Source organism: Chitinophaga silvisoli (assembly GCF_003412465.1).
GTDB lineage: Bacteria > Bacteroidota > Bacteroidia > Chitinophagales > Chitinophagaceae > Chitinophaga > Chitinophaga silvisoli.
Map to the genome: position 1 here is coordinate 200892 of NZ_QTJV01000003.1, position 23373 is coordinate 224264.

Genomic DNA, 23373 nt, shown 5'->3' on the forward strand with positions numbered 1-23373 from the left:
AATATTTTATTCACATGAATCTGCTGTGGATACCTTTGTAACGTTAATCAGTCACTAATGGAAACGATCAGTTGTAAAGTTAAAGGAATGAACTGTACCAGTTGTGCGTTGACGGTATCCAAATATCTTCAGCACAAGGGCATGCAGGACGTGAATGTAAGTTTTGCCACGGAGGAATTAAGTTTTACCCTGCCTGAAGGAGTGGAGACGAATCCCAGAGAGATCCTTTCGGGCATCGATCAGCTGGGCTACCAGGTGGTATTGCCTGACCAACCTCAGCCCAGGGCGGCTTTCCTGCGTTCACTGACCTTTAAGTTTGTATGCTGCGCCATTTTTACAGCTCCTTTGCTATTGCATATGTGGGTACACTGGGCATGGCTCCATGATCCCATCGTACAGCTTTGCCTTGCTACACCTGTGTTTCTCGTAGGGATGTGGCACTTTGGCCGGAGTGCGATCCGCTCCCTTTCCAATGGTATGGCGAACATGGATGTGCTGATTGCCCTGGGAGCCATTGCAGCTTACGGCTATAGCCTTACAGGTACGATCCTGCACCTGGGACCTGATTATATGTTTTACGAAACGGCTGCTGCCATCATCACCCTGGTATTCCTGGGCAACCTGCTGGAAGAACGTTCTGTAAAACAGACGACCACCGCCATTACCGCCCTCGCAAAAATGCAGGTGACAACGGCTCGTCGTATTGAGGAACATGGTGATCATGAGCATATTCATGTTGTAGACAACCAGGCCCTCCGTACCGGCGATAAAGTACTGGTGAACACAGGTGACATGATCCCTATGGATGGCACCATCTACTGGGGCAGTGGTCTCATCAATGAATCCATGATCACCGGTGAAAGCACTTCCGTGCGCAAAGGCGAAAAAGAAAAAGCCATCGGTGGTACTATATTGGAAGAAGGTAGTATCAAGATGTTCATCACCGCTACCGGAAAAGATACCGTACTCTCATATATCATAGACCTGGTAAAACAGGCCCAGGGCAATAAACCACCCATGCAGAAACTGGCGGATAAGATCAGTGCCATTTTTGTACCATTGGTATTAGGGATTGCGGTGCTCACTTTCCTGGGTTGGGCCATCTTCGGCCATATCACCATCGGTGCTGCCATTATGAGAAGTATTGCGGTGTTGGTAATAGCCTGTCCATGTGCAATGGGTCTTGCTACTCCTGCAGCTGTAATGGTAGGGTTGGGCAGAGCTGCTAAAAATGGTATTCTCATCAAAGGTGCGCAGACGCTGGAAGCGTTTAAAGATATAAAATATGTAGTCCTTGATAAAACGGGAACCCTTACTACCGGCAAATTGCAATTGGGCAATTATCACTATGAAGGTATGACCGAAAAGGAATTTGCCCGGACGGTGTATAGTCTGGAGAAATTCTCTTCTCACCCTATTGCCCGCTCCCTGGTAAGCATCTGGAAGAAAGAAGGCGAAGTGAAGCTGACACAGATCCGCGAAATGAAAGGTCGGGGTATGCAGGCAAAAGATGCAGCAGGCAATGAATGGCAATTGGGCTCTTTTGAAATGGCGAAACATACCACTGCGGATGATAGCCATAACCTTTACCTGCTGAAAAATGGTCAGCTGGCGGGTTGGATAGACCTGATCGATGAAGTAAGACCTGATGCTGCCCAAATGGTCTCCATGCTGCAAAGCAGAGGAATTACCCCGGTATTGCTGAGTGGCGATACAGCACGTAAATGCCGGGAACTGGCAGCGCTGACAGGCATCAAAGAAGTATTTTCCAGCCAGACACCGGAACAGAAATTACAAAAGATAGATAGTCTTATGAAAGAGGCTCCGGTAGCCATGGTGGGTGATGGTATCAACGACGCGCCGGCACTGGCAAGGGCTACAATTGGGATCTCGCTGAGCGATGCTACGCATATTGCTATGCAGAGTGCCAATGTGATCTTATTAAATAGTAAATTATCCTCCCTGCCATTGGCATTGGGTCTGGGTAGACATACCTTCCTCACTATACAACAGAACCTCTTCTGGGCATTCCTGTACAATGTAATTGCCATACCATTTGCCGCCTTTGGGGTACTGAGTCCTATATCCGGCGCGGGTGTGATGGCGCTTTCTGATATCGTGCTGGCCGCAAATTCTGTGCGACTGCGGTACAAGAAAGTAATATAGTTACATTTACAGCGTGACTACTCCAACAGAAATACTGAAAAAATACTGGGGCTATGCGCAATTCCGTCCTTTGCAGGAAGACATTATTCAGTCTGTCAGCAAGGGGCAGGATACCCTGGCGCTGATGCCCACCGGTGGTGGTAAGTCCATCTGCTTCCAGGTACCAGCGCTGATGAAAGAAGGACTCTGCCTGGTGGTAACTCCCCTCATTGCCCTGATGAAGGACCAGGTGGCGAACCTGCGAAACCGGAATATTCCTGCGGCTGCTATTTATGCAGGTATGTATTATCAGGATGTGGAAAAGCTATTGGAAGAGGCAAGGCGTGGCAGTTATAAATTTCTGTATGTATCCCCGGAGCGATTGCAGAGCCGTCGTTTTCTGGAATATTGTGATGGACTGCCTGTAACGCTGCTGGCGATAGATGAAGCACACTGTATCTCCCAGTGGGGCTACGACTTCAGGCCCGCTTACCTTGAGATTGCGGAGATCAGAACCCAGTTTCCCGGTGTGCCGGTATTAGCACTTACTGCATCGGCTACACCCAAAGTTCAGCAGGATATTTGTGATAAACTGCGCATGCGCAAGCCGGCTATTTTTAGCAAGAGTTTTGTGCGTAGTAATCTTTCCTATAGCGTCATAGAAGAAGGCGATAAGCAACCTAAATTATTACACATCCTGGAGCGGGTACCCGGTAGTGCTATTGTCTATTGCCGCAACCGGAAAGGTACCCGTGATCTGGCGGATATGCTGGAGCAAAATGGAATTTCAGCAAGCTATTATCATGCAGGTTTAACCGGGGAGGAGCGGACTGCCCGCCAGGAATTGTGGATTCAGGGGCGGATCAGGGTAATGGTATGTACCAATGCATTTGGGATGGGGATAGATAAACCTGATGTAAGAGTGGTGATCCATGCCGATGCACCGGAAAGCCTGGAGGCCTACTACCAGGAGGCCGGCAGGGGAGGACGAGATGAGCAGAAAGCCTATGCTGTGCTGCTATATCATGCTTCAGAACTGGATAGAATGAAGGAGATGGTGCCCTTACAGTTCCCAGGGCAAGACCAGGTAAGGGCTATTTACCAGGCATTGGTGAATTACCTGCAGGTGCCGGTAGGAGGGGGAGAAGGGGTGTATTTCGATTTTGATATCAACGACTTTGTACAGAAATTCGAACTGAATATAACAGTGGCATATAGTGCCCTGCGCATATTGGAGCAGGAAGGTATTCTGCAGCTGAGTGAGAGTGTCTTTATGCCCTCGATGGTGGAGTTCATTGTGAACAGGCAGACTTTGTTTGCTTTTGATGCAGCACAGCCATCGATGTCTCCACTTGTACAAACATTGTTACGCACATATGAAGGGATATTTGACAATCCTGTACCTGTATATGAAAGACAGCTGATGCGGATACTGCGGCTGAAAGAACCGGAAGTGATCCAGGGATTGCAACACCTGCACCAGCGGGGTATCATCAGGTACAAACAACGTAAGTCTGTACCACAGTTATCATTTGTAGAGCAGCGGGTATCGACACAGCATTTGCGGATTGATACAGAAAGGGTAAAGGCGAGAATGAAAGCTTACCAGGACAGGCTGGATGCGATGCTGCATTATGTGCAGAATAAGGAACAATGCCGCACACAGGTGTTAGTAACCTATTTTGGAGAGAAGGATGCACAGCCTTGCGGTATTTGTGACGTGTGTATAGAACAGAAGAAAAAGCCAGTGGATTTTAAGGCGATTTCCGGCTTATTATTAGCGGAGCTTACATCTGTTCCAATTGAATGGGATGTGATTCAGAACAGGCTAAAAGATGTGAATGAAGCGGAATTGATGGAGGTGACCCAATACCTGATCAGTGAAGAAGTAATTATAAGAGATGAAGAAGGACGCTTTTACCGCAGGTAAAAGCGTCCGCTTTTGTTATTTGAGTGAGATGACTTTCTTCGCATGACTGCTTTCAAATGCTGCCTCAATCACCTTAATCACATTCACTGCATCTGCTGCCGGTACCGGATTGGGTCCTTTACCTGTCAGCGCATTATAGATCCCGTCATAGTATTCCAGGTAATCTCCTTTAGGAGAAGGCAGATACTCTCTCACCACTTTCCCGTCTCTTTCAGTATGGAGCAGGCCCCATTCATGAATGCCTTCTATACCCCATCCTGGTGCTCCCGGCATCAATCCCTGCTGTAACATGGTTTCCTGCGTATCAGCCTTCGTTTTGATAAAGGAGCCTTTGCGACCATGAAACTGATAAGATGGAATCGGCTCCCTGGTGATATAGCTACATTTTAATCTCACGCGGAGATGTTCATAGAAGTACACCAGTTCAAAATAATCATCCACCAGGGAATCTTTCCTGATCGTCCTGATATCGGCCCAGATAGCATCGGGCATGCCAAACAGGATCAGGGCCTGATCTACCAGGTGTGAACCCAGGTCATACAAGCCACCGGTGCCAGGCAGTTTTTCCTCTTTGTGTTTCTTATAACTCAGTTCTTCGCGGTAACGGTCGTAATGAATTTCTGCTTCCAGCAACTCGCCCAGATCACCGCTACCCAATACCTGTTTTACGATCTTAAAATCACTATCAAAGCGTCTGTTATGATACACGCTCAGCAGCAATCCTTTGGAGGCTGCCAGTTCCGCGAGCTCCTGCCCTTCGGCAGCATGCACGGTGAACGGCTTTTCAACGATCACATTTTTACCTGCTTCCAGTGCGGCTTTGGCGTATTCATAATGGGTATAGTTAGGCGTATTGACTACGATCAGATCCAGTTCAGGATCTTTGATCATATCAGCTACACTGGTATATACTTTCACATCAGGATAGCGCTGTCTTGCGAGATTTTTACTTCTTTCTACTACAGCATAGAAGGTAAACCCCGGATGTGTGTGAATAAACGGCGCATGAAAGATATGTCCTGACATGCCATAGGAACAGATCCCTGCTTTGATGATTTTCTCCATATCCTAGATTTTAATTAAAACCAGCTACTACTTTTTTTACTGCTCTTGCCTCCTAATCCCAGTGCACCCAGCAAACTTCTTGTAATCATGTTGGCTGCTGTACGGCCCACCTGTCTGGCGACAGGACTGCTTAATACAGTATCCAGCACACTCTTTTCTTCAGCTTGTTTTTTGCCGCCACTTGTTTTTGTCGAAGCAGCAGGAGTACTCTTTTCTGCTGCTTCCTGCAATTTAGCCGTCAGGATCTCGTAAGCGCTCTGATTGTCGATTTCCTGGTTGTACTTCTTCGCGATCCTGCTGCCAGCCACCAGTGCATCCATTTCAGGATCGGAAAGCACATCCATACGGGAGCGTGGTGTCACCAGCATGGTTGCTGCCAGTGGTGTAGGTATTCCTTTTTCGTTCAGACAGGTGAACAGTGCTTCACCGATACCGATTTGTGTGAGCAGTTCATCAGTTTTATAAAAATCGGACAGCGGATAGTTCTCTGCTGTTTGTTTGATTGTCTTACGGTCGTTGGCCGTAAATGCACGCAAAGCATGCTGTACTTTCATGCCTAATTGTCCAAGGATGGAAGGAGGTACGTCCATTGGGTTCTGTGTACAGAAAAAGATGCCTACACCTTTGGAACGAATCAGTTTAATGATGGTTTCTATCTGCTGAAGCAATGCGGAACTTGCTTCCTGGAATACCAGGTGTGCTTCGTCAATGAACAGTACCAGCTTGGGTTTGTCCATATCACCTTCTTCCGGCAGGGTGGCATAAAGCTCTGCCAGCAGGCTAAGCATGAAGGTGGAAAACAGCTTTGGTTTATCCTGAATATCTGCTACTCTTACGATAGAGATGACACCTCTGCCATCGTCGCTGATGCGCAGCAGGTCGTCTACTTCAAAAGAGGCTTCTCCAAAGAACTTATCGGCACCCTGTTGCTCTAAAGCTATTACTTTTCTCAGAATGGTACCTGCTGACGTGGTTGAGATCTTACCATAATCTTTTTCCAGCTCTGCCTTGCCTTCATCACTTACGTATTGCAATACTTTCTTGAAATCCTTTAGGTCCAGCAGGGGCAGTTGACTATCATCACAGTATTTAAAGATCATGGCAACCAGTCCTTCCTGTGTATCGTTTAGCTCCAGGATCCTGGAGAGTAATACCGGCCCGAATTCACTTACTGTCGCTCTCAGGCGTGCGCCTTTCTCATTACTGAGGGAGAGCAGTTCTACCGGGTAGCCGGAAGGGGACCAGCTACCTCCGATTTTCTCATATCGTTCTTTAATTCTATCACTGTTGGTGCCGGCGGCAGCTACGCCACTCAGGTCACCTTTGATATCCATGAGCAGTACAGGTACGCTGGCATCACTCAGGCCTTCTGCAATGACCTGTAAGGTCTTGGTTTTTCCGGTACCGGTGGCACCGGCTATCAACCCATGCCTGTTCATCGTTTTCAGTGGCAGGAACACGTCTGCTCCACTTACTACATCGCCATTCAGCATGGCACAACCCAGTTTAAATTTTTCACCTTTGAAGGTGTATCCATTTTGGATCTGCGACAGGAATGCTTCTTTATCAGTCATGGGGTGTTAAAATTTCTCTGAAGATAAAAAAAAGAGAAGGGAATTAGCATCCGGAAAGGGGGCTAAAGTAAAAAAAGGCCCCACCAAATAAAAAGAGCGTGTATCCTGATTTGATACACGCTCTTTTAGATTTTATGAAAAAAGCATTTAGAGATCTTCTTCTCTTTCCAGCATCAGTATCGCGCTCTGCGGTACGATAAAGTACTTATCGCCCTGGTAAGACACTTCTGTAGAGCCATTGAGCAGGAAGATAGCCAGATCACCTTCCTTTGCCTGCAGAGGAATATATTTCACTTTTTCTTCTTCTCCCTTCCAGGCATCATCGTCCTCGGAGGGTAATGGAATGGCATATCCGGGGCCTGTTTTGATCACATATCCCGATTGTACCTTTTCCTTTTCCTGCATTCCGGGAGGCAAATAAAGCCCACTTTCTGTGCGTTCGTTAGGGGTAAGTGGTTTTACCAGTACCCTGTCGCCTACAACAATCAGCTTTTTCAATTTATTATCTATTGTCAGGTGTGTTGCCATAGTCTCTATAATACAAAATGTATGCAGCAGGCAGGGATCGTGCCAAGATGACATATACTACAGGGCCGACAGCGGGAAGGTTTCACCAGCCCTGATGCCTTTCTCTGTTTGTTGCAGCATTACGCACTCTACTGCCGGATCATGCTCCAGGTACAGCACATATTGCTGTTCCAGCGCCTCAGTCAGGTAAGTTTTCTTTTCCTGAAGGGTTGTCAGTGGAAACATGTCGTATGCCATAACGTAAGGCATTGGAATATGGCCGATACTTGGCAGCAGGTCCGCCATATACAGGATGGTCTTGTCCTTGTATCTGATTTGCGGGAGCATTTGGGCATCTGTATGTCCATTTACAAACCGGATATTGATATTGTCAGTAAAGGATACGCCGTCTTTTACTTCCACAAATTTCAGCTGACCGCTTTCCTGCATAGGCAGGATATTTTCCTTCAGGAAGGAGGCTTTCTCCCTGTCATTAGGTTTGATCGCCCAGTTCCAGTGGTCTTCATTGCTCCAGTAGGTGGCATTTTTGAATGCCGGCAGCAATCTCTCGCCCTGTCTGACAATAGAACCACCGCAATGGTCAAAGTGCAGGTGGGTCATGAATACATCTGTAATGTCATCTTTATGGAAACCCAGTTTAGCCAGGGAGCTATCCAGGGTAGAATCGCCATGCAGGTGGTAATGGCCGAACCATTTTGCATCCTGCTTATCACCAATACCTGTGTCCACAAGGATCAGGCGCTTGCCATCTTCGATGAGCAGGCAGCGCATGGCCCAGGAGCATAAATTATTTTCGTCTGGTGCATTCAGTTTGTGCCAGATACTCTTGGGTACTACGCCGAACATAGCACCCCCATCCAGTTTAAAATAGCCTGTGTCTACGGTATATAGTTTCATACAATTGAAGTTTCTATTGTAGTTCCTTTTGTTTTTTCCGTGCGGAGAACAGCCATGCGAGGCCAATCAGAAAGAAAACAGCCAGTGCAATTACAGAATTACGCATACTGCCGGTTACCTCGTGGATGACTCCAAAGGTGATCATACCAATCACGATAGAAAGCTTTTCCGTCACGTCATAATAGCTGAAAAAGGAAGCAGTATCTTCCGTTTCCGGCATTAGTTTCGCGTAGGTGGAGCGGCTCAGGGACTGAACACCTCCCATCACCAGCCCTACGGCTGTGGCCAGTATATAAAAGTCGGTAGCCGTCTGCATACGGTAACCTGCAAAGCAGATGCCTATCCAAACGAATATAACACCAATCAACACAGGCAGGTTCCCGAACTTGCCGGAGAGCCAGGCCATACCCGAAGCACCCGCAATAGCTACTACCTGGATCACGACTACTACGCTGATGAGGACAGAAGATTCCAGATGGAGTTCCTGTGACCCAAAGATAGTTGCTGCCATCATGACTGTCTGCACACCCATGCTGTAGAAAAAGAAAGCTCTGAGAAAGCGTTTCAGCACCGGCATTGTTTTTACCTGTGCATACACTTTACGCAGCTCCGAGAATCCTTCTGTCAGTGCACCGGCACTGTGTTCGCTAATCGTACCTTTTGATGCGGGCAGTCGTATAAAGGTGATCTGGGCGAAGCCGATCCACCATACACCTACTAACAGGAAGGTTATCAGCACTGCCTGACTATCATCGATACCAAATGGCTTAACGGTAACCAGTGCAAACCCTATCAGCTGCAATAACACGCTCCCGATATAACCCATCGCAAAGCCTTTGGCACTTACCCGGTCGCGGTCTTCTTCCGCTGCAATTTCAGGCAGATAGGAATTGTAAAATACTAAGCCTCCGCAATAGCCGAGGGTAGCGAGGATAAAGAAGATGACACCGTATTCCACGTTGCCGCCCCTGAACAGGTACAAAGCACTACAGCTGATGCCTCCCAGCCAGGTGAACATCATGAGATAACGCTTTTTATTACCCCTGGTATCTGCAATAGAAGACAGGATTGGGGATGCTATAGCAGCGATCAGGAATGCTGCAGCCATAGCGTAATCATAGAGGGCAGAGTTAATAAAGTATTTTCCGAAGAAAGGAATGCGGTCACTGCCAAAGGCAGCATTTGTAGCTTTAGTAAAGTAGATAGGGAAAAAGGTAGTTGTAATTACCAGATTGTAAACGGAGTTAGCCCAGTCATACATGGCCCACCCGTTAATTACTTTCTTACTGGCAGTCTTTTGCATATGCATCTCGTATTATGGGGTTCAATATACGATTAAAGCACTAATCCCCACATCATTTGTAGTCCAAGATACTCATGCGCTGTTCACACATAAAATACTCCTGCTCATCGTTAGAGCTGACAATGATCATCCGGTCTTTTGCATATGTGGTAATCAGTTCCTGGTAGAGTTTTACACCAGCTGCATCGAGGTTGGTACATGGCTCATCGAGCAGTAGCACAGGCACGTCAGAGAAGATGGCCAGTGCCAGTTTCAGCCTTTGCTTCATGCCTGAAGAAAAGTGCTTTACCTGCTTGCGCATGGAGGATTGCAGTCCTACGGTTTCCGCTGCTATTTGTGGCGTGATACCTGGTATGAACTGCTTGAACTGTAAGTGGAAATCGATGCTCTCTGCGAGGGTAAATTCTTCGATCAGTTCCAGGTAAGGAGCTGCGATGGTACAGTGATGGAAAAACAGATCGGTAGCAAGGGGGCTATTATTTTCATAGTAGGTAACAGTACCTTCGTTGTGCAACAGGTGGCCACTGATCACCTGCAATAATGTGGACTTGCCTGAACCGTTTGGGCCAAGAATAGCATAACGTTGTCCCGCTTCAAAGGTAGCGTTGACCCGACGGAAAATCCAATCGTAGTTAAAGCGTTTACCGGTCTGGTCCAGCGTTATTTTCATTCGTCCTCATTATTTATAGAAAAGGCAATACCATATGTTTGCACACATGGTATTGCCCAAAAAGATATTATTTTCAGTCGTCACTGGAGAGAGACGTATATCCTTTCATGATACCACGTCCGGACTCACGGATGAATGCCAGGATCTCATCCCTTTCATCCGTAGCTGGATATTCTGCTTCGATGATGCTGACAGCTTTTGACAGCTTGTAGCCTTTTACGAAGATCACGCGGTAGATATCCAGGATATGATTGATCTTTTCCAGGGAGAAGCCTCTTCTTTTTAAACCGATAGAGTTCACTCCTACATAAGACAGGGGCTCACGAGCAGCTTTTACGTAAGGAGGTACATCTTTTCTTACCAGTGAACCACCGGTTACGAAAGCATGTGCACCGATCTTACAGAACTGTTGTACAGCCACCATACCTGCCAGTACTACGTGATCACCTACGGTGATATGACCGGCCAGCGTGGTGTCGTTGGAAAATACACAGTAGTTACCTACCTCACAGTCGTGCGCGATATGGCTGTATGCCATGATCAGACAGTTGGAGCCGATGACGGTTTTCCATTTGTCTTTGGTTCCTCTGTTGATGGTTACATACTCGCGGATAGTAGTATTATCTCCAATAATTGTGGTGGTTTCTTCTCCGTCAAATTTGAGGTCCTGTGGTATAGCGGATATAACGGAGCCAGGGAAGATACGGCAGTTCTTTCCAATCCTTGCCCCTTCCATGATGGTGACATTAGACCCGATCCAGGTACCATCACCGATCTCGACATTCTTGTGAATTACAGTGAACGGATCAATTTTAACGTTTGGTGCCACCTTCGCGTCAGGGTGGATGTAAGTAAGCGGATGGATCATTGCTATTTTTTGGCGTCTCTTGTTTTAATGATTTGAGCAGTCAGGTCGCCCTCTGTAACGATCTTGTTACCTACAAATACAGTTCCCCGCATTTCTACAATTCCTCTTCTGATAGGGCTTAGCAGCTCCATTTTCAGGATCATCGTATCACCCGGGAAAACCTTTTGCTTGAACTTACAGTTGTCGATCTTAATAAAGTATGTATCGTAGTTTTCAGGATCAGGAACTGTATTCAGCGCGAGTATACCTCCACATTGTGCCAGGGCTTCTACCTGTAATACACCCGGCATTACCGGATTGTTCGGGAAGTGCCCCTGGAAGAAGGGCTCGTTGAAGGTTACATTCTTAATACCTACTACCTGTGTATCAGTCAGATCAATGATCTTGTCTACCAGCAGCATTGGAAAGCGATGTGGCAGGGTCCGCTCTATACGTGGAAGGTCAAATATAGCCGGTTTATTAGGATCATATACAGGCACATCCTTAATGTGCTTGTTCTTCTTAATGTATTGTTTTAAACGACGGGCAAATTCCACGTTGGAAGCATGGCCCGGACGGTTGGCGATGATATGCGCCTTGATAGGATAACCTACCAGTGCCAGGTCGCCCAGGATGTCCAGCAGTTTGTGACGTGCAGGCTCATTAGGGAAACGCAGTTTGATATTGTTCAGGATACCTTCCCGCTGTTCTACGCTGATATTCTTACGCTGGAAAACGGTCGCCAGGCGAGCCAGTTCTTCTTCGCTTACAGGTTTATCAACGATCACAATCGCGTTGTTGATATCGCCACCTTTGATCAGGTTATTATTGATCAGGTACTCCAGTTCGTGCAGGAATACGAAAGTACGGCAGGCGGCGATTTCGGATCTGAAATCAGCCAGGCTGTTCAGATTCGCGTGCTGTGTACCCAGTACAGGAGAATTAAAGTCGATCATACATGTGACACGGTAATCTACTGCAGGCAGCGCTACCATTTCCACATTCTTCTTATCGTCGTAATAGGTAATATTGGTGTCGATGGTGTAGTATACCTTTTTGGCATCCTGTTCAGCAACACCCACTTCATCGATGATTTCCATGAAAGGCATGGCGCTTCCGTCCATGATAGGTACTTCAGGACCATCAATTTCTATTTCAACGTTGTCAACACCGGTACCTACCAGTGCTGCCATGATATGTTCGATTGTATTTACTCTTGCACCGTTATGCTCCAGGGTGGTACTTCTGGAAGTATCTACTACATAATCTACATCCGCTTTTACGACAGGTTGGTTGGGCAGATCAATACGTCTGAACTTAATGCCCGATCCGGGAATACCAGGCTTGAGGGTCATATTTACGCTGGCACCTGTGTGCAAACCTACACCCGATATAGTAACAGGAGCTTTTATCGTGTGTTGATTGGGCGACTGTTGATTATCCATCATATTAATTAACTATTTTTCTGTTGTCTCGCTAGATTGGTCTGCAAATGTTTGTGGTGCAGGGAATTTTCAGGAATTAAACACCTTCTCTTACAGAAAGTAACTGCTTTACCATATCCTCCAGCTCCTTTACGCGTTTTTCAAGGTCCGGCAAATTTCTAAAAATTGCCTGACTTTTTAGTGAACTTTTGTAGTCAAAGGCAGGAGAACCCATGAGGGCTGTATTAGGCTCGGTAATAGATTTGGAAAGACCACTCTGGGCGTTGATCTTGGTACCGTCAGCCAGTTGGATATGACCTACCAGGCCTACCTGACCGCCGATTACACAGTTCTTTCCGATCTTGGTACTGCCGGAGATGCCGGTCTGTGCCGCGATTACAGTATTGGTGTCTATATCCACGTTATGGGCGATCTGGATCAGGTTATCCAGTTTCACTCCCTGGCGGATGATAGTAGAACCCATGGTCGCTCTGTCGATAGTCGTATTCGCACCGATCTCAACATCATCGTGAATCACGACATTTCCGATCTGGGGAACTTTCTTGTATTTACCATCAGGCTGAGGGGCAAAGCCGAAGCCGTCGCCACCGATTACACAGTTAGCATGCAGGATCACCCGCTTACCTACCACACAATTTTCATATACTTTCACGCCTGGGAATATCACGGTGTCATCGCTGACAACTACATTATCGCCCAGGTATACACCCGGATAGATCTTCACATTATTGCCCAAAACGACATTTTCACCCAGGTAGGCAAATGCTCCGATGAATACATTACTGCCTGTTTTTACAGAAGCAGGTACAAAAGACGGTTGTTGAATACCGGTTTTGTTGCCTACCAGCTGTTTATATTGCTCCAATAACTGGGCGAATGCACTGTAAGCATCTTTTACCCGGATCAGGGTAGATTTTACAGGACGCTCCGTAACCAGGCTCTCGTTCACAATGAGTATGGAAGCATTGGTCGTATAGATGAATTCTTCATATTTGGGATTGGCAATGAAACTGAGCATCCCTTCACCAGCCTCTTCGATCTTGGCGATGTTATTCACTTTTACATCCGGGTTGCCTTCCAGCTTACCATCCAACATGGTAGCCAATTGTAATGCGCTAAACTGCATAGTTAATAATTAATATAGTTATCCAGGCGGTACCAGTTTTATGATTTAATTGACAGCCATCTATTTATACATTATCTACAATCTATCATTCATAATCCTGTGTTGCTTAGATTTTTGGATGACAAATGTAGAATTTTTTTACGGGTATAGCCAGTGTATGACTAACCAGTGCATTATCGATCGACGAAATATCCTTGACGGTCCCGTCCTTAAAAAGGATGTTAATCCTTTCATTATTAATGTTGTACGCGCTCAAACTAGCTGTTCCTGTGAAGACAAAGTAATCAAGATCATGGCCAGAAATGCCGTATCTTTCTTGTACCTGTGTTTTCAATAAAGTTATGGCCGAGGTATCAAAAGCCTCATTACTGAGCAGACATTTAAACAAATGTCTGTTTGTCAACCATTTACATAACAAGGAAAGGACAGGGTCCGTATGGTTGGCCCATACCTTGATCGCGCTTAAAATATCATAGTCATCCAGCAGGCAAAACTGTTGCAGACAAGCTGGCTCCTGTTCGAAGTTGGCCGCGGTAATAGTATGGTACAGAAAATATTCCAATGCCGGTGAGGCATACAGTGATACTCCCTTAAGTGCCAGTTCTTTAGCTCGCTTCAGTATTTTGACCAGCATATTCTCTGCACTCAGCACCGTCTTATGCAGGTATACCTGCCAATACATCAATCGACGGGCCACAATGAACTTTTCGATGGAGTAAATTCCCTTTTCTTCCACCATCAGCTCATTCCGTTGCACAGTCAGCATCTTTATAATACGGTCATAACCAATCACTCCCTCAGATACACCCGTAAAAAAGCTGTCCCGGTTCAGGTAATCCATCCTGTCTACATCCAGCTGGCTCGACACCAGCTGATGAAGAAACGTTTTATGATAACGCCCGTTGAAGATTTCTATTGTCAGGCTCAGGGCACCATTCATCTCCTTATTCAACTCCTCCATCAGCCACTGGCTGATCTTTTCATGGGATACCCCTTCAATAATTCCGTTTTCCAGGGCATGAGAATAAGGTCCGTGACCTATATCATGCAGCAAAATAGCCATCTTAGCGGCGATTTCCTCTTCGTCCGTAATTTCTACCCCTTTCCCCTTCAATTCAGACAAGGCACAGCTCATCAGGTGATAAGCCCCCAGGCTGTGATGAAAGCGGGTATGCATTGCACCCGGATAAACCATGTGTGCCAGCGCCATCTGATGAATACGGCGCAGACGCTGGTAATAAGGGTGGGAAATTAAGGCAAAGATCAGCGGATGATCTATCGTGATGAAGCCATACACCGGATCATTTACAATTTTTCTCTTGCGTTCTGCCATTTTTACCGTTACCCTTTAGCTTGGGCAAAGCTACGTTAAGGAATTATTATCTTTAACTTTTTCTAATGTATAAGACGCAATAGGAAGCTCCTTCCCCTATGTCTTCTGCGATTTTCCTATTTTTATTGCAAAAATTGATAATATTTGGACAACTATCGCCCAATCAACTGTTATTTAACAATTTATTGTGCCAATATCGTACTTAGGGAACATTTTTTGACCGTAGAGAATGGTATATTGGCTAAATAGTTGCCGAATGAAACTAATTTTATCTTACTCTAACTAATACTTGCATGAGTCAAATAAATATACTCTGGGTAGATGACGAAATAGAATCACTGAAATCGCAAATCATGTTCCTCGAAAATAAGGGATACAAAGTGTCAGCCCTTACCAACGGATATGATGCCCTGGAATTTCTGAAGGAACAGGTGATTGATGTAGTGCTGCTGGATGAGTCTATGCCAGGTATTACCGGACTCGAAACCCTTGCCAGGATTAAGGAGATAGATCAGCAGATCCCCGTAGTCATGATCACCAAAAATGAAGCGGAAAATGTAATGGACGAAGCCATCGGCTCCCAGATCACCGACTACCTCATCAAACCTGTGAATCCCAACCAGGTACTGCTTTCTTTAAAAAAGATCATTGATAATAAAAGACTTGTGGCCGAAAAGACCACTATTGCCTACCAGCAGGACTTCCGCTCCCTGTTCATGGCCCTGAACTCGGGACCCGACTACAATGAGTGGATGGACCTCTATAAGAAGCTGGTTTACTGGGAAATGGAAATGGCCAAGACCAACAACCCGGAAATGATGGAGGTCTTAAATACCCAAAAGGCAGAAGCCAATACAGAATTTGCCAAATTCATCACCCGCAATTATGCCAGCTGGGTAAGTCCCAAGGCCAAAGATGCCCCTGTGATGTCGCACACTGTGTTCAAAGAGAAAGTAGTGCCTCAGCTGGACAATGAAGTGCCTAACTTCTTCATTATTATAGACAACCTGCGCCTGGACCAGTGGAAAGCCATCCTGCCTATCTTCCTCGATTCATTCAGATTGGTCAGTGAAGATACTTTTTATAGTATACTCCCTACTTCTACTCAGTATAGCCGCAATGCCATCTTCGCAGGCCTGCTGCCTGTAGATATCGAAAGCCGTTTTCCCCAGCAATGGAAAAATGATGATGAAGAAGGAGGGAAGAACCTGCACGAAGAAGAATTTTTTGCCGATCAGCTGAAGCGCCTGAAAATGGATGCCCGCTTCTCCTACACGAAGGTAACCACCCATAATGATGGTCAGCACCTGGTGAACAATATTCATAACCTGCTTGCCTATCCGCTCAATGTAATTGTGTACAACTTTGTGGATATGCTCAGTCATGCACGTACCGAAATGGAAGTGCTGAAGGAACTGGCAGGGGATGAAACCTCTTACCGCTCTATTACTGCCAGCTGGTTCGAACACTCTCCGCTGCACCAGGCACTGCGTAAGGTGGCAGACAGGAAGATCAACCTGATCATCGCAACCGACCATGGCAATGTAAGAGTGAAAACCCCGGTAAAAGTAATCGGTGATAAACAAACCACTACCAACCTGCGTTATAAACACGGCCGCAACCTGAACTACGATGCCAAAGAAGTACTGGCCTTCAGAGACCCGCGCGAAGCAGGCTTACCCAAGCCGAATGTAAACTCCTCCTACATCTTTGCAAAAGAAGATGGCTACCTCTGCTATCCTAATAATTACAACTACTTTGTGAACTTCTATCGCAATACCTTCCAGCACGGTGGTATTTCGCTCGAAGAGGTGATCGTACCTGTAGCAAGGTTGGTGAGTAAATAATCTTATTTTTGTGCCATGAACTTCAAAGTGACACCCAATAACCTGACCCGCCTCGAAAAGATTTTTGGAGAGGCTAAGTATGAGTTACGTTTTGAAAAAGGAACGTTCAACTCAGGCTATTGTGTACTCGAACATAAAAAGGTCGTGGTAGTTAATAAATTCCTGAACCTGGAAGGGCGTATCAATACCCTGCTGGATATCCTGGGCTCTATGGAACTGGATGAAAATGTGCTGACTCCTGAATCCCTGAAGCTGTACAAGCAAATAGTGGAAAACAGGAATACCGCTGCTGATGCGGCCGACGAAGAATCCACTCCTCCTTCACCAGAACAACCATCAGAGAATTGAAAGTAACTTTCTTAGGAACAGGCACCTCCCAGGGCGTACCCGTCATAGCTTGCGGCTGCCAGGTATGTACTTCTACCGATAAGCATGACAAGCGCCTGCGCAGCAGTATTCTCATATCCGATACCCCCGCCGGCAATATCGTGATCGATACCACCCCGGACTTCCGCTACCAGATGCTGAGAGCAGAAGTAAAACACCTGGAAGCGGTATTGATAACCCACTCTCACAAAGATCATATAGCCGGTATGGACGACATCCGTGCTTTCAATTATTTTCAGCAGAGAGCGATCGATATTTATGCGACAACGTTTACACAGGAAAGTATCATGCGTGAATTTGCCTATGCATTTGCAGAGCATAAATACCCGGGTATTCCGGAATTGAACCTCCGTACCATAGCTAGTGAACCATTTGATGTAAATGGGATGACATTCATTCCGATCAATGTTATGCATCACAAAATGCCGGTACTGGGATTCCGTTTTGGCGACTTTACTTATATCACGGATGCGAACTTCATCGCCCCTGAAGAAAAAGAAAAGATCCTTGGCTCCCGCATACTGGTAGTAAATGCCCTGCGCAGGGAGAAACATATCTCTCATTTCACCCTGGAAGAGGCAATTGCCCTTGCCCGGGAATTAAAAATACCCCAGGTATACTTCACGCATATCAGCCACCAGATGGGCCTACATGCAGAAGTGTCTAAAGAGCTTCCAGCAGGAATGGCACTGGCATACGACGGTTTGGAGATCATTCTCTAAGTGTGCCCCCACAGTGAAAAGAGCGTGTATAAAAAGTAAAAGGAGGGCATTGAGAAATGTTCTCCACCAGGTACCCGGATTAAATCCTGGAAATTTTACTTTTGATCCATCCTCTTTTTTCATTTAAATTACAAAGACAAGTTTGTTAACCTATGAAACCATTCCGGCACTTCACAGCGCTTGAGAGAAGAGGCATCGTAGCCCTGCTGCTGTTGACCACTATCAGTATTTATACACCGGCAATAGTGGCACACTATTTTCCACTCCAACCAGGTACAGATACACTGTTCAGCAAGGAAATTGCTGCTTTCCAGGACTCATTAAAAAAAACGCCGCCTCCGCCTAAAAAACATATTACCTTTTCCCACCCCCGGCAATCAGTAATCGCCATCGACATCAACAGGGCTGATTCAACAGCCTGGGAGTCATTGAAAGGAATAGGACCTGTGCTGGCTGCACGAATTATCCGCTTTAGAGATAAACTGGGCGGTTTTTATGCCATCTCCCAGATCAGGGAAACTTATGGCCTGCCAGATAGCACATTTAACAAAATTCAACCTTACCTGCGATTGAATGCGGTTTCACTAAAAAAACTGGACCTCAACAGTGCAGATGAGCAAACTTTGGCCCAACATCCTTACATAAGGTATAAACTGGCGCGCTTAATTGTACTGTATCGCAGTAACAACGGGCCTTTTAGCCAAGCTACTGACCTTCTTGGCATACCATTGGTGGATGACAGTATTTATCGTAAAATTGAACATTACATCAAAACAGAAAAACCCCCAATATGAACTTCGAACCTACAGAAATGCAGCAGCAGATCACGCAAGTGATCAGGGATTTTGGAAAGTCGCACATTCAACCGAACGTTATGGAATGGGATGAAACCCAAACCTTCCCGGCCCCTCTTTTTAAACAACTTGGCGAATTGGGCTTAATGGGGGTATTAGTACCACAAGAGTACGGTGGCAGTGGCCTAGGCTACCTTGAGTATGTCACCGTAGTCAGCGAAATCAGTCGTTTCTGTGGTGCTATCGGCCTCAGTGTCGCCGCGCACAACTCCCTTTGTACCGGCCATATTTTACAATTCGGATCTGAAGAACAAAAGAAACGTTACCTCCCTAAACTGGCCAGCGGCGAGTGGTTGGGGGCCTGGGGCCTCACAGAACCCAATACCGGCTCCGATGCCATGAATATGAAATGCGTGGCAAAGAAGGAGGGAGATGAATGGGTCCTGAATGGTACCAAATGCTGGATCACCCACGGCAAAAGCGGGGATGTGGCAGTAGTAATAGCCCGTACCGGCGATGTAAGGGATAGTCATGGTATGACAGCCTTTGTCGTAGAGAGAGGTACACCCGGCTTTAGCGGTGGTAAAAAGGAAAATAAACTGGGCATGCGTGCCTCGGAAACCGCCGAAATGATTTTTGATAATTGCCGTATACCAGCCGCCAATATGCTGGGCAATGAAGGAGAAGGCTTCATTCAGTCAATGAAAGTGCTGGATGGGGGGCGTATCTCTATTGCCGCCCTCTCTCTGGGTATCGCTAAGGGAGCTTACGAAGCCGCCCTGCAATATGCGCAGGAGCGTCACCAGTTCGATAAGCCCATTGCCAGCTTCCAGGGCATCTCTTTCAAACTGGCAGATATGGCTACAGAGATCATGGCTGCGGAGCTGCTCACCATGCAGGCTGCCTCGGGCAAGAGCAAAGGCCTGAAAGTGACCCAACATGCTGCAATGGCTAAATACTATGCCTCGGAAGTAGCGGTGAAAACGGCGAACGAAGCCGTGCAGGTGTTCGGAGGATATGGATATACGAAAGATTTTCCTGTAGAGAAGTTTTACAGAGATGCGAAGTTATGCACAATAGGAGAGGGAACTTCTGAAATCCAGAAGCTCGTCATTGCCCGTGAAGCCCTGAAGTAATTCACTGTTAAACGCATTCCTGAAGCTGGCCAAAGGCCATCTACACCGCCTAAGATTATTGAGCCTAAGGCATCAGTAATCTTAGGCGGTTATTTTTTATAACCTATTTACTATCTTTCAACTATATAAACTACTATGTCATGACCTTTGAAGAACAATTACATCAAATGTTCCCGACGGCAGATGCCATCCCGGCAAACTTTCTGCTACCGGAAGAGATTCACCAGCGTGAATACCTCTCCGGCGGTGAAATGAGACCCTGGAACGGTGATGTCCACACCGTTCTTTCCCCGGTTGCTGTCCAGACTCCAGAAGGCCTCAAAAGAAAAGTAATCGGCTCCTATCCGCTGTGCGGACAAACAGAAGCCCTCGCTGCCCTTGATGCAGCTGTACTCGCGTACAACGATGGCCGCGGAGAATGGCCTACCATGCCTGTCTCCGAAAGAATTGCCTGCATGGATAAGTTCACAGGCAAAATGATTGCTAAGAAAGACGAGATTGTAAAACTGATCATGTGGGAAATCGGGAAGTCCTATGCAGATTCTGTAAAGGAATTTGACCGTACCATTGAGTACATCAATGCCACCATCGATGCATTGAAAGATCTGGACCGCAATTCCAGCCGTTTCGAAATAGAACAGGGTATTATAGGTCAGATTCGCCGCTCTCCATTAGGTGTCGTGCTGTGTATGGGACCATTCAACTATCCGCTGAATGAAACCTTTACCACGCTTATTCCAGCTCTCATCATGGGCAATACCCTGCTGTTTAAACCTCCAAAGCATGGTACCTTATTGCACTACCCACTGCTGGAGGCTTTTGCAAGCTGTTTCCCCAAAGGCGTAGTGAATACTATATATGGCCGTGGAAACGTGATTATTGCCCCCCTGATGGAGTCCGGCAAGATCAATGTACTCACCCTGATCGGTAGCAGCAAGGTGGCAAACCAGCTGAAGAAGATGCACCCGAAGGTAAACCGCCTGCGTGCAATTCTGGGACTTGATGCAAAGAATGCCGCCATTATCACAGAAAAGGCCGATTTAGACCTCGCGGTAAAAGAATGTGTACTGGGCTCACTTTCATTCAACGGGCAGCGCTGTACGGCTATAAAGATCATTTATGTGCATAAGAAGGTAGCCGATGCCTTCATTGAAAAATTCAGTGCTGCAGTCGGCAAACTGAAAATTGGTATGCCATGGGAGAAAGATGTATTCCTCACTCCATTGCCGGAACCACAGAAACCCGCTTATCTGCAGGAATGCATAGCAGATGCATTGGCAAATGGAGCGAAGGTGATGAATGAAAACGGCGGCACTACCTTCGAATCTTTTGTATATCCGGCAGTGTTATACCCGGTGAATGATAAGATGAAGCTGTACAGGGAAGAACAATTTGGTCCTGTGATTCCGATCCTGCCATTTGACGATATAGAAACACCAATCGATTACCTGATTCAGTCAGATCACGGCCAGCAGGTAAGTCTCTTTAGCAATGATGCAGACGAACTGGCTTCGCTGATAGATCCGCTGGTAAACCAGGTAAGCAGGGTGAATATAAACTGTCAGTGTCAGCGTGGGCCTGACATCTTCCCATTCACAGGCAGAAAGGATTCTGCCGAAGGAACACTTAGTGTTCCCGATGCCTTGCGTGCATTCTCTATTCGTACAATGGTGGCTACAAAACAGACGGAGGAGAATAAAAATCTCTTAAATGAGATCGTAAGTGAGCAGAGTTCAAACTTTTTGTCAACAAAATATATCTTTTAAACAAGATTCTATCACTGCTCTTTTTCGAGTTAGACTCTTATTTGTAAGGTTATTAGCCATATGGTAAAAGTTTAATGTATTGATGGTGTCTAAACTTTTTGATAAAAAAGTGAGTATAAACTAAATAAGGTGCTGGATTTTTGAATTAAGAACGTTAAATTTGGGTTAATTCATCACTCTTTACCAATTTATCAACCTCCTACAAAAAGAAAAGACAATCGAAACAACTTTTACGCAACCAAAAGAAAAAGGCATCCTCTCAGAGGATGCCTTTTTTATTGTGCCAATGTCTTATGCTTAGTGTTCCAGGAAGTCGTTCTCCTTTTCTTCTTTGCCAGCTGCTTCGGCTTTCTTTTCGATGTCGTTAAACCATTTTTCGACAGTGCCTGCCAGGAATACGGGCACCTTACCACCTACATACTCTTTCAGTATCTCAAAGGTCTTGATGGCCTGTTCATTGCTAAGACCGGCTCTTTCTTTCAGTTCTTTTAAGAGGTCCATATTAATTATTTGATTTAAAGGTAACAAAAAAGGCGAACGATCATCGTCCGCCCTTTTTAAAATAATATCATTTACAACTTAGGCAACTTTCAGCTGCACCAGTGTTGATTTATCCAGTTTTTCTTCTGCATATGCCCTTGTCAGCACAAAAGAACTTTCGTTGGAAGAAGGCAGGTTAAACATCGCATCGCTCAGTACTACTTCGCAGATGGAACGAAGACCACGGGCACCTAATTTGTACTCCATTGCCTTTTCTACAATATAATCTACTGCATCATCTTCTATAACCAGGTCAATACCTTCTACTTTGAACAGTTTCTTGTATTGTTTTACCAGGGCATTCTTAGGTTCTGTCAGAATCGCTTTCAGCGCTTCGTTGTCCAGAGAGTTCAGATAAGTGACCACTGGCAGACGACCCAGCAATTCAGGAATCAGGCCGAATGCTTTTAAGTCCTGTGAGTTGATATAACGGAGTATATGTTTCTTGTTCTCTTCTTCTTTCTCTTTATTCACCGTGAAACCGATAGAATGTGTCTGTACCCTGCGGCTGATAATCTTATCGACACCGTCGAATGCACCACCGCAAATAAACAGGATATTCTGTGTATTCACTTTGATCAGTTTCTGCTCAGGGTGTTTACGACCACCTTGTGGAGGTACTAATGCTTCTGTACCTTCCAGCAGTTTCAGCAGGCCTTGCTGTACACCTTCACCACTCACATCGCGGGTGATGGAAGGATTATCGCTTTTACGGGCAATTTTATCGATCTCGTCAATATATACGATACCTCTTTCAGCAGCCTCTACGTCGTAGTTACATACCTGTAGCAGGCGGGTCAGGATGCTTTCCACATCTTCACCCACGTAACCGGCTTCAGTAAACACGGTCGCATCTACGATCGTAAACGGAACATTCAGCAGACGGGCAATGGATTTAGCCAGCAGGGTTTTACCCGTACCGGTTTCACCTACCATAATGATATTGGATTTCTCGATTTCCACATCGTCATCACCAACCTGTTGGTTCAGTCTCTTGTAGTGGTTATAAACGGCTACTGCCAGTATTTTTTTTGCATCGTCCTGTCCGATCACATACTCATCGAGGAATTTCTTGATCTCCTGGGGCTTGGCCACTTTCGGAACAAAATGGGAAGGGGCTTTTTTACCCTGCTGTTGAAACAATTCCTGTTCTATGATCTCCTGTGCGTTGGCCACACAGTTCTCACAAATATGGCCATCTGCACCAGCTATCAATATCTGTACTTCATCTTTTGAACGATTACAGAATGAACAACGTATTTTGGACTCTTTCATAGCTTACAAAGGTACAATTAAAAGGGGGAAAGGGTATTATTTA

The 23373-nt window shown here is 46.0% G+C and carries 20 protein-coding genes; 8 read left to right on the forward strand and 12 right to left on the reverse strand.

The window, feature by feature from the left end:
* Positions 1 to 57: 57 nt before the first annotated feature.
* Both DXN04_RS11815 and DXN04_RS11820 read left to right on the forward strand, forming a co-directional pair.
* Positions 58 to 2166 (forward strand): heavy metal translocating P-type ATPase, encoded by a 2109-nt coding sequence (locus DXN04_RS11815; protein WP_116853564.1) that lies wholly within the window; start codon positions 58 to 60, stop codon positions 2164 to 2166.
* 13 nt (positions 2167 to 2179) lie between these two features.
* Positions 2180 to 4075 (forward strand): RecQ family ATP-dependent DNA helicase, encoded by a 1896-nt coding sequence (locus DXN04_RS11820; RefSeq protein ID WP_116853565.1) that lies wholly within the window; start codon positions 2180 to 2182, stop codon positions 4073 to 4075.
* Positions 4076 to 4090: 15 nt separating this feature from the next.
* On the opposite strand, the gene DXN04_RS11825 is transcribed toward DXN04_RS11820, so the two are convergent.
* The 10 genes from DXN04_RS11825 to DXN04_RS11870 all read right to left on the reverse strand — a co-directional run bounded on the left by DXN04_RS11825 (position 4091) and on the right by DXN04_RS11870 (position 14863).
* Positions 4091 to 5140 carry a Gfo/Idh/MocA family oxidoreductase gene (locus tag DXN04_RS11825; RefSeq protein WP_116853566.1) on the reverse strand — a complete coding sequence of 350 codons (1050 nt, stop codon included), beginning with the start codon at positions 5138 to 5140 and terminating at the stop codon, positions 4091 to 4093.
* Positions 5141 to 5154: 14 nt separating this feature from the next.
* Positions 5155 to 6714, reverse strand: coding sequence for a helicase HerA-like domain-containing protein (locus DXN04_RS11830; protein WP_116853567.1), 1560 nt, complete (start codon positions 6712 to 6714; stop codon positions 5155 to 5157).
* Positions 6715 to 6861: 147 nt separating this feature from the next.
* Positions 6862 to 7242, reverse strand: a complete 381-nt coding sequence (locus DXN04_RS11835; RefSeq protein ID WP_116853568.1) for a co-chaperone GroES — start codon at positions 7240 to 7242, stop codon at positions 6862 to 6864.
* Between the two features lie 57 nt (positions 7243 to 7299).
* Positions 7300 to 8139, reverse strand: coding sequence for an MBL fold metallo-hydrolase (locus DXN04_RS11840; protein WP_116853569.1), 840 nt, complete (start codon positions 8137 to 8139; stop codon positions 7300 to 7302).
* A 13-nt stretch (positions 8140 to 8152) separates the two neighbouring features.
* Positions 8153 to 9442 (reverse strand): MFS transporter, encoded by a 1290-nt coding sequence (locus DXN04_RS11845; protein ID WP_116853610.1) that lies wholly within the window; start codon positions 9440 to 9442, stop codon positions 8153 to 8155.
* Between the two features lie 52 nt (positions 9443 to 9494).
* Entirely contained in the window at positions 9495 to 10112 is a 618-nt protein-coding gene (locus tag DXN04_RS11850) for an ABC transporter ATP-binding protein (RefSeq protein WP_116853570.1), read from the reverse strand.
* 73 nt (positions 10113 to 10185) lie between these two features.
* Positions 10186 to 10980 carry an acyl-ACP--UDP-N-acetylglucosamine O-acyltransferase gene (gene lpxA / locus DXN04_RS11855; protein ID WP_072363990.1) on the reverse strand — a complete coding sequence of 265 codons (795 nt, stop codon included), beginning with the start codon at positions 10978 to 10980 and terminating at the stop codon, positions 10186 to 10188.
* A gap of 2 nt (positions 10981 to 10982) precedes the next feature.
* Positions 10983 to 12407 carry a bifunctional UDP-3-O-[3-hydroxymyristoyl] N-acetylglucosamine deacetylase/3-hydroxyacyl-ACP dehydratase gene (locus DXN04_RS11860; protein ID WP_233525572.1) on the reverse strand — a complete coding sequence of 475 codons (1425 nt, stop codon included), beginning with the start codon at positions 12405 to 12407 and terminating at the stop codon, positions 10983 to 10985.
* A gap of 73 nt (positions 12408 to 12480) precedes the next feature.
* Positions 12481 to 13530 (reverse strand): UDP-3-O-(3-hydroxymyristoyl)glucosamine N-acyltransferase, encoded by a 1050-nt coding sequence (lpxD, locus tag DXN04_RS11865; protein WP_116853572.1) that lies wholly within the window; start codon positions 13528 to 13530, stop codon positions 12481 to 12483.
* Positions 13531 to 13636: 106 nt separating this feature from the next.
* Positions 13637 to 14863 (reverse strand): HD domain-containing protein, encoded by a 1227-nt coding sequence (locus tag DXN04_RS11870; RefSeq protein ID WP_116853573.1) that lies wholly within the window; start codon positions 14861 to 14863, stop codon positions 13637 to 13639.
* Positions 14864 to 15156: 293 nt separating this feature from the next.
* Here DXN04_RS11870 and porX point away from each other — a divergent pair, with 293 nt between their 5' ends.
* The 6 genes from porX (at position 15157) to DXN04_RS11900 (ending at position 21515) form a co-directional block, all read left to right on the forward strand.
* Positions 15157 to 16710 carry a T9SS response regulator signal transducer PorX gene (porX, locus tag DXN04_RS11875; protein ID WP_116853574.1) on the forward strand — a complete coding sequence of 518 codons (1554 nt, stop codon included), beginning with the start codon at positions 15157 to 15159 and terminating at the stop codon, positions 16708 to 16710.
* 15 nt (positions 16711 to 16725) lie between these two features.
* Positions 16726 to 17058 carry a hypothetical protein gene (locus tag DXN04_RS11880; RefSeq protein ID WP_116853575.1) on the forward strand — a complete coding sequence of 111 codons (333 nt, stop codon included), beginning with the start codon at positions 16726 to 16728 and terminating at the stop codon, positions 17056 to 17058.
* On the forward strand, positions 17055 to 17819 hold the full coding sequence (locus DXN04_RS11885; protein ID WP_116853576.1) for an MBL fold metallo-hydrolase: 765 nt from the start codon (positions 17055 to 17057) through the stop codon (positions 17817 to 17819). Before DXN04_RS11880 ends, DXN04_RS11885 begins: the two co-directional genes overlap by 4 nt.
* Positions 17820 to 17971: 152 nt before the next feature.
* Positions 17972 to 18613, forward strand: a complete 642-nt coding sequence (locus DXN04_RS11890) for a ComEA family DNA-binding protein (protein WP_116853577.1) — start codon at positions 17972 to 17974, stop codon at positions 18611 to 18613.
* Positions 18610 to 19749, forward strand: coding sequence for an acyl-CoA dehydrogenase family protein (locus DXN04_RS11895; protein ID WP_116853578.1), 1140 nt, complete (start codon positions 18610 to 18612; stop codon positions 19747 to 19749). The genes DXN04_RS11890 and DXN04_RS11895 overlap by 4 nt, the downstream gene beginning before the upstream one ends.
* Before the next feature lie 140 nt (positions 19750 to 19889).
* On the forward strand, positions 19890 to 21515 hold the full coding sequence (locus tag DXN04_RS11900) for an NADP-dependent glyceraldehyde-3-phosphate dehydrogenase (RefSeq protein WP_116853579.1): 1626 nt from the start codon (positions 19890 to 19892) through the stop codon (positions 21513 to 21515).
* 297 nt (positions 21516 to 21812) lie between these two features.
* On the opposite strand, the gene DXN04_RS11905 is transcribed toward DXN04_RS11900, so the two are convergent.
* A complete protein-coding gene (locus tag DXN04_RS11905) occupies positions 21813 to 22016 on the reverse strand; it encodes a hypothetical protein (RefSeq protein WP_083724144.1) in 204 nt (67 codons plus the stop codon).
* Between the two features lie 78 nt (positions 22017 to 22094).
* Entirely contained in the window at positions 22095 to 23330 is a 1236-nt protein-coding gene (gene clpX / locus DXN04_RS11910) for an ATP-dependent Clp protease ATP-binding subunit ClpX (protein WP_116853580.1), read from the reverse strand.
* Positions 23331 to 23373: the final 43 nt, after the last annotated feature.